We start from the raw sequence: 6704 nt of genomic DNA, 5'->3' as shown, positions 1-6704 counted from the left end.
ACGACGCGGTGTAGCCGCCCGACCGGTCGATCGCGCCGGGTTCCGGCTTGGCCGTGAAGCTGATCCGCCGGCGGCGGGGGCGGGGTCTCCAGGGTCTCCGGTTCGGGGAGTTCGACCTCCGAAATGGTGCGCCGCGGTGCGTCGCGAGGAATGGTGGCGTCGTCGCCTACCGCGGGCAGGCCGGTGGTGTCGAGCCGATCGGCCCCCAAATCGGCCCTTGTGGTTTGGCTGAAGGTGATGCCCGACGACGCGGTGTAGCCGCCCGACCGGTCGATCGCGCCGGGTTCCGGCTTGGCCGTGAAGCTGATCCGCCGGCGGCGGTACCGCACCAGGCCCAGGACCAGCGCCGTGATGACAACCAGGACAGCGACGACCGCGATGGCGATCCAAAGACCTTGGGACACGCTGACATTGTTTCAGCCGCGGGAGAGCGAGCCCCCGGCGCGGGTGCTAGGAACTCGAGACCAGCTGCTCCACCTGCTGCCCGCGCATCCGCTGTGAGATGACCGCGGTGATGCCGTCGCCCTGCATGGTGACGCCGTACAGCGCGTCGGCGACCTCCATCGTCGGCTTCTGGTGCGTGATGATGATCAGCTGCGACCGGGCCCGTAGCAGCTCGAACAGGCTGATCAGCCGGCGCAGGTTGGTGTCGTCGAGCGCGGCCTCCACCTCGTCCATGATGTAGAACGGCGACGGGCGGGCGCGGAAGATGGCCACCAGCATCGCCACCGCGGTCAGCGCCTTTTCGCCACCGGACAGCAACGAGAGCCGGGTGATCTTCTTGCCGGGCGGACGGGCCTCCACCTCGATGCCGGTCGTGAGCATGTCGTCCGGATCGGTGAGTCGCAGCCTGCCCTCGCCGCCGGGGAACAGCACGGTGAAGACTTCGGAGAATTCGCGTTCCACGTCGGCGAAGGCGTCGCTGAACACCTGCAGGATGCGGGCATCGACGTCGGCGACGACGTCGAGCAGGTCCTTGCGGGCCGCCTTGACGTCCTCGAGTTGCGTGGACAGGAAGTTGTAGCGCTCCTCCAGTGCGGCGAACTCCTCCAGCGCCAGCGGGTTGACCCGGCCCAGCTCCGCCAGTTCCCGCTCGGCGCGTTTGGCCCGCCGCTCCTGGGTGGCCCGGTCATACGGCATCGGGGCGGGCGCGACCACTTGCTCACCGCGTTCCCGGGCCTGCTCGAATTCCGCCATCTCGAGCTCGGTCGGCGGCAGGGCCACGTCCGGTCCGTACTCGGCGATCAGGTCGGACGGCGCCATTCCGAACTGCTCGAGCACCATCTGCTCGAGTTGCTCGATGCGCATGGCCGCCTGCGCGTTGGCCACCTCGTCTCGGTGCAGCGAGTCGGTGAGGGTGGCCACCCGGGCGCTCAACGCGTTGACCTCTTCGCGCACCGCCGCCATCGCGGTCGCGCGCTCCTGGCGTTCGGCCGCCAACGCGTCGCGGATCTTCGACGCCGCGGCGACCACCCCGCCCAGCCGCTGCGCCAGCAGGCGGCCGGCGTCGGCCACCGCGGCGGCGACGGCGGCCGCGCGCAGCCGCGCCTCGCGAGCCTGTTGAGCCCGCACCCGCGCCTCGCGTTCGGCGGCCGCGGCACGGCGCAGCGAATCCGCGCGCCCGCGCACCGCATTGGCCCGCTCCTCGGCGGTCCGCACCGCCAACCGGGCCTCCACCTCGGCGCTGCGGGCGGCCTCCGCGGCGGCGGCGATCCGCTGACGGACCTCCGCATGGCTGGGTTCTTCCGCGTCCACGTGCTGCGTCTCTTGAGCGTTGCGCAGCCGGTTCTCCAGTTCGGTGACTTCCTCGAGCGTCTGCGCGCGGCCGGATTCGAGCTCCTCGCGCTGCCGCAGCAGCCTGTTCCACTCGTCTTCGGTCGTGCGCGCTTCCTGCCCAAGCCGGCCCAGCTGCTCATACATCGCCGAGATCGCGGTGTCGGACTCGTTGAGCGCGGCCAGTGCCTGCTCAGCGGAGTCCTGGCGGGCGGCCTGCTCGGTCAGCGCGCCGGAGAGCGCCGCGGTCAGCTGGGCGACCTGCGCTTCCGCGGCGGCCAGCTCGCTGCCGGCCTTGTCGATTTCCGAAGTCACCTCGAGCGTGGACAGCTTGCGGTCGGAGCCCCCGCTCACCCAGCCCGCGCCCACCAGGTCGCCGTCGAGGGTGACCGCGCGCAACTGCGGTCGCGCCGCGACCAGCTCGAGCGCCTGATCCAGGTCGTCGACCACCGCGACCCCCGAGAGCATCGCCGTGATGGCTCCGCGCAGCCGCGCGGGCGCTTCGATCAGGTCCAGCGCCCACAGGGCGGCGCCCGGCAGGGTGTCGCGCGCTGCGGGGTGGTCGGCGGGCCAGTCACCGAGCACCAGCGCCGCGCGGCCGCCGTCGGCCTGTTTGAGGGCGGCGACGGCGGAGCGGGCCGCGCCGAAGCTCTCGGCGGCCAGCGCGTCGGCCGCCGATCCCAGCACCGCGGCCAGCGCCGCCTCATAGCCGGGGCGGACCTTGACCAGCTTGGCGATCGGCCCGAAAAGCCCTGCCTGAGAGTGGTTTTCGGTGAGCCAAGCCGCGCCGTCCTTGCGCTCCAGCCCGACCGACAGCGCGTCGATGCGGGCCCGCAGCGAGGCCACCCGGCGTTCGGCGTCACGTTCGGCGGATTGCAGTTCGGCGACGCGCGCGTCGGCCGACCGCAACGCGGCCACGGTGCGCTCGTGGTGCTCGTCCAGGCCCACCTCACCCTGGTCGAGTTCGCCGACGCGTCCCTGCACGGTTTCGAATTCCGCCTTGGACTGCTGCGCGCGGGCGGCGGCCTGCTCGATGCGTTCGGACAGCCGCGCGACGCTGTCGTCGATCGATTCGACGCGCGCCCGCATGGTCTCCACCTGACCGGCCAGCCGCGCCAGGCCCTCCCGGCGGTCCGCCTCGGCCCGCACCGCAGCCAGGTGGGCCCGGTCGGCCTCGGCGGCCTCGCGTTCACGCTCGCCCAGTTCGGCCCGGGCGGCATCGAGCCGCGTGCGTGTCTCGGCCAATTCGGCCAGCAGCTGCCGCTCGGCGACGGCTACCCGCTCGGCCTCCGCTTCCAGCTCTTCAGGCTTTCTGGGGTCGTTGTCACTGGGCGGCGCCGGTTCCACATCGAGATGTTGGGCGCGTTCGCTGGCGATGCGGACCGTCGCGGCGACCCGTTCGGCCAGCGCGGACAGCCCGAACCAGGTGTGCTGGACGGATTCGGCGCGCACCGACAGTTCGCCCACCGCCGCCTCGTGCGCGGTCAGCTCCTCGGACGCCAGGGCCAGGCGGGCGGCGGCCTCGTCGTGCTCGCGGCGGATGGCGGCCTCGGCCTCGAAGATGGCGTCGCGCTGCACCTGCCGGCTGACCAGGTCGTCGGCGGCCAGCCGCAACCGGGCGTCACGCAGGTCGGCCTGGATGGTCTGGGCGCGACGGGCCACCTCGGCCTGGCGGCCCAGCGGTTTGAGCTGGCGGCGCAGCTCGGTGGTCAGGTCGGTGAGCCGGGCCAGGTTCGCCGACATCGCGTCGAGTTTGCGGAGCGCCTTCTCCTTGCGCTTGCGGTGCTTGAGCACACCGGCGGCCTCTTCGATGAAGGCGCGCCGGTCTTCGGGTCGCGACTGCAGGATCTCGTCGAGCTTGCCCTGCCCCACGATGACGTGCATCTCACGGCCGATCCCGGAATCGCTCAGCAGCTCTTGCACATCCATCAAACGGCAACTGGCACCGTTGATTTCGTATTCGCTGGCGCCGTCACGGAACATGCGCCGGGTGATCGACACCTCCGAGTATTCGATCGGCAGCGCGTTGTCGGAGTTGTCGATGGTGACGGTGACTTCGGCGCGGCCCAGTGGGGCACGCGACGAGGTGCCGGCGAAGATGACGTCTTCCATCTTGCCGCCGCGCAGGGTCTTTGCTCCCTGCTCCCCCATCACCCAGGCCAGGGCGTCGACGACGTTGGATTTACCGGAACCGTTGGGCCCGACGACCGCGGTGATGCCCGGCTCGAAACGCAGAGTCGTCGGCGATGCGAAGGACTTGAAGCCCTTCAGCGTCAGACTCTTGAGGTACACGGCGAGCCAGACTACCGCTCAAATCGCCCGTGCTGCCCGCACCGCGGGGTGTCGCCGGGGTCGAAATACGGCCGCTGAACACAGTCGACGCACTGGCCACAGTGACCACATCAGTCACGGGAACGGAAGCGATGCTGGGCGCTGCGACGCGATAGCGCCGGCGCTATCACGGCGTCAGCGCTCGACGAAGCCTTCGTATCGTTCCTGCGGCTGCGACCAGTCGGCGACGACCTTCTCGACATGGCCCGGCCGGGACGGCCACGACTCGCCGCCTTCCAGCAGCGCCAGGAGCTTCTCGCCGGCCTCTCGCGGCCCCTGAGCGACCACCAGGACGCGGCCGTCGGCCTGGTTGGCCGCATAGCCGGTGAGCCCGAGCTCGAGCGCCCGGGAGCGCGTCCACCAGCGAAAGCCGACTCCCTGGACCGTCCCGTGCACCCAGGCGGTGAGCCGGACGTCAGGATCCGACATCGGCGACCTTGAAGTTCACCTGCGTGCCGGCTTTCAGCGTGCGCCCCACGGTGCAGACCAGGTCGATCGCCCGCTCGACGACCACCAGCAGCCGCTCCTTCTCCTCCGCGGAGAGTCCGGACAGGTCGAGTTCGAGCGTCTCTTCCAGCATCGGGTAGACCTCGCGTTCGCGGTCGGCGTCACCGGACACCCTGACCACCGCTTTGTAGTCGTCGCCGAGCCGGCGGGCGAGCGGCTGGTCGCTGGACATCCCGCTGCACGCGCCGAGGGCGATCTTCAGCAGCTCGCCGGGGGTGAACACGCCCTCCACGTCCTCCGAGCCGATGAGGACCTGCGCACCGCGCGAGCTGTATCCGGTGTAACGGCGCGATCCCGTGCGCTCCACCCAGAGTTCGGTCATGCCCTACTTTTTACCGGGCGGTGCGTACCGTGCGCCGCGGGCATACTGCGTTTCATGGCCACCGTGGTCGCATTCCACGCACATCCGGACGACGAGGTAATCCTCACCGGAGGCACTATCGCTCGGGCGGCGGCAGGCGGGCATCGCGTGGTCGTCGTCAGCGCGACCGATGGGCGCGTGCACAACGCGGAAAGCGATTTCCGGCTGGACGAATTACGTTCGAGCGCAGACATTTTGGGGGCGCAGCGGGTTGAGTGCCTCGGCTATGCCGATAGCGGTTATGGCCCGGTGTTCTACCCGGATCCGCCCGGACGGGTCCGCTTCGGGCGAGCAAACGTCGAGGAGGCGGCGCAGCGGCTCGCCGCGATACTCAGCGAGGAAGACGCGGACATCCTGCTCAGCTACGAGCCCAACGGCGGCTACGGCCACCGGGATCACGTGCAGGTGCATCACGTTGGCAAGCGGGGCGCCCAGCTCGCGGCGACCCCGCGTGTGCTGGAGGCGACGATGCCGCGCGAATTACTTGTGCGCGTCGGCCAGCTCGCCGGTCTGCTGCGGCTGCCGGCGCCCTACGAGCCGGACATTGCGCGCACCGCGTACGCGCCGCGGGCAAGCATCACCCACCGCATCGACGTCTTCGGGTTCGCGCGCCAGAAGCGAGACGCGTTCGCCGCCCACCGCTCGCAGATCGGCGATTCCAGTGTGGCCGCCCGTATATACGGGGTCCTGCTTCGACTGCCGCCCCAGGCGTTCGGCGTGCTGTTTCCGCGCGAGTGGTTTGTCGACCCGGCCTTGCCCCCGGGGTCCGCCCGACGGGACATCTTCGACTGATCCGCCGTAGGCCCGCTCGAGTGGGCGTCAAACCCGCGGCCGCGGCTGACATTTCGGGCAGTAGAACGACGACCGGTTCATGAACTTCTCCCGCCGCATCACCGCGCCGCAGCGCCGGCAGTTCTGCCCCTCGCGGCCGTAGGCGTCCAGCGACCGGTCGAAGTAACCGGATTCACCGTTGACGTTGATGTACAGCGAGTCGAACGACGTCCCGCCTTGCGCCAGCGCGTCGCGCATCACGTCGGCCGCGGCGTCCAGGACGGCGGCCAGCTGGCGGCGGCTCAACCCGGCGGCGATCCGCGCGCCGTTGACCTTGGCCCGCCACAGCGCCTCGTCGGCATAGATGTTGCCGATGCCCGAAACCACCGTCTGGTCCAGGAGCTGTCGCTTGATCTCGGAATGCTTGCGCCGCAAGACATTAACGACAGCATCGCGGTCGAAGAGTGGGTCCAGCGGGTCACGGGCGAGGTGCGCGACGGGGACCGGCACGACGCTGCCGTCCACGCTCACCAGATCGGCAAGCATCCACCCACCGAAGGTGCGTTGGTCGGCGAAGCTCAGCACGGTCCCGTCGTCGAGCAGCGCGGAGATGCGGACGTGGTCGGCGCGCGGCACTTCCCCCAGCAGCATCTGCCCGCTCATGCCGAGGTGCACGACGAGCGCGGTGTCGGGCTGGTCCGGACCGTCGAGCATCAGCCACAGGTACTTGCCCCGCCGATCGGTGCCGGTGATCCGGGCGTTGAGCAGCCGGGCGGTTAGATCGGCGGGCCCGGCCTCGTGACGGCGCACGGCGCGCGGGTGGTGCACCCGGACGGCCGTGATCGTTTTGCCCACCACGCGGGACTGCAAGCCGCGGCGCACCACCTCGACTTCGGGCAGCTCGGGCATCTAGTGATGATCGCAAGCGCGGCGAAGCCGGGCGATGGGGGCACCTCCCGCT

5 protein-coding genes and 1 pseudogene are annotated in these 6704 nt (G+C 70.4%); 1 reads left to right on the top strand and 5 read right to left on the bottom strand.

Annotation, left to right across the window (positions count from 1 at the left end):
- From A5711_RS25355 to A5711_RS25340, 4 genes and pseudogenes are all read right to left on the bottom strand, one after another.
- Positions 1-404 (bottom strand): annotated as a pseudogene (locus A5711_RS25355) (signal recognition particle-docking protein FtsY); the annotation flags it as partial.
- A 46-nt stretch (positions 405-450) separates the two neighbouring features.
- A complete protein-coding gene (gene smc, locus A5711_RS25350; RefSeq protein WP_067951342.1) occupies positions 451-4065 on the bottom strand; it encodes a chromosome segregation protein SMC in 3615 nt (1204 codons plus the stop codon).
- 174 nt (positions 4066-4239) lie between these two features.
- Positions 4240-4533 (bottom strand): acylphosphatase, encoded by a 294-nt coding sequence (locus tag A5711_RS25345; protein WP_067951340.1) that lies wholly within the window; start codon positions 4531-4533, stop codon positions 4240-4242.
- A complete protein-coding gene (locus A5711_RS25340; RefSeq protein ID WP_067951339.1) occupies positions 4520-4933 on the bottom strand; it encodes an OsmC family protein in 414 nt (137 codons plus the stop codon). Before A5711_RS25340 ends, A5711_RS25345 begins: the two co-directional genes overlap by 14 nt.
- Before the next feature lie 54 nt (positions 4934-4987).
- On the opposite strand from A5711_RS25340, the gene A5711_RS25335 reads away from it, so the two are divergent.
- Positions 4988-5764 (top strand): PIG-L deacetylase family protein, encoded by a 777-nt coding sequence (locus A5711_RS25335; protein WP_067951337.1) that lies wholly within the window; start codon positions 4988-4990, stop codon positions 5762-5764.
- Between the two features lie 27 nt (positions 5765-5791).
- Here the strand turns inward: A5711_RS25335 and mutM are convergent, their stop codons facing one another.
- Positions 5792-6652 (bottom strand): DNA-formamidopyrimidine glycosylase, encoded by an 861-nt coding sequence (gene mutM / locus A5711_RS25330; RefSeq protein ID WP_067951336.1) that lies wholly within the window; start codon positions 6650-6652, stop codon positions 5792-5794.
- Positions 6653-6704 lie beyond the last annotated feature (52 nt).

It is taken from the genome of Mycobacterium sp. E2238 (genome assembly GCF_001672665.1).
GTDB lineage: Bacteria > Actinomycetota > Actinomycetes > Mycobacteriales > Mycobacteriaceae > Mycobacterium.
This window is presented reverse-complemented; position numbering and strand designations above follow the sequence as displayed.

Coding starts and splice junctions, on each gene's coding strand:
- A5711_RS25345 (WP_067951340.1), bottom strand. CDS start 4,533: ATGTCGGATCCTGACGTCCGGCTCACCGCCTGGGTGCACGGGACGGTC.
- A5711_RS25340 (WP_067951339.1), bottom strand. CDS start 4,933: ATGACCGAACTCTGGGTGGAGCGCACGGGATCGCGCCGTTACACCGGA.
- A5711_RS25335 (WP_067951337.1), top strand. CDS start 4,988: ATGGCCACCGTGGTCGCATTCCACGCACATCCGGACGACGAGGTAATC.
- mutM (WP_067951336.1), bottom strand. CDS start 6,652: ATGCCCGAGCTGCCCGAAGTCGAGGTGGTGCGCCGCGGCTTGCAGTCC.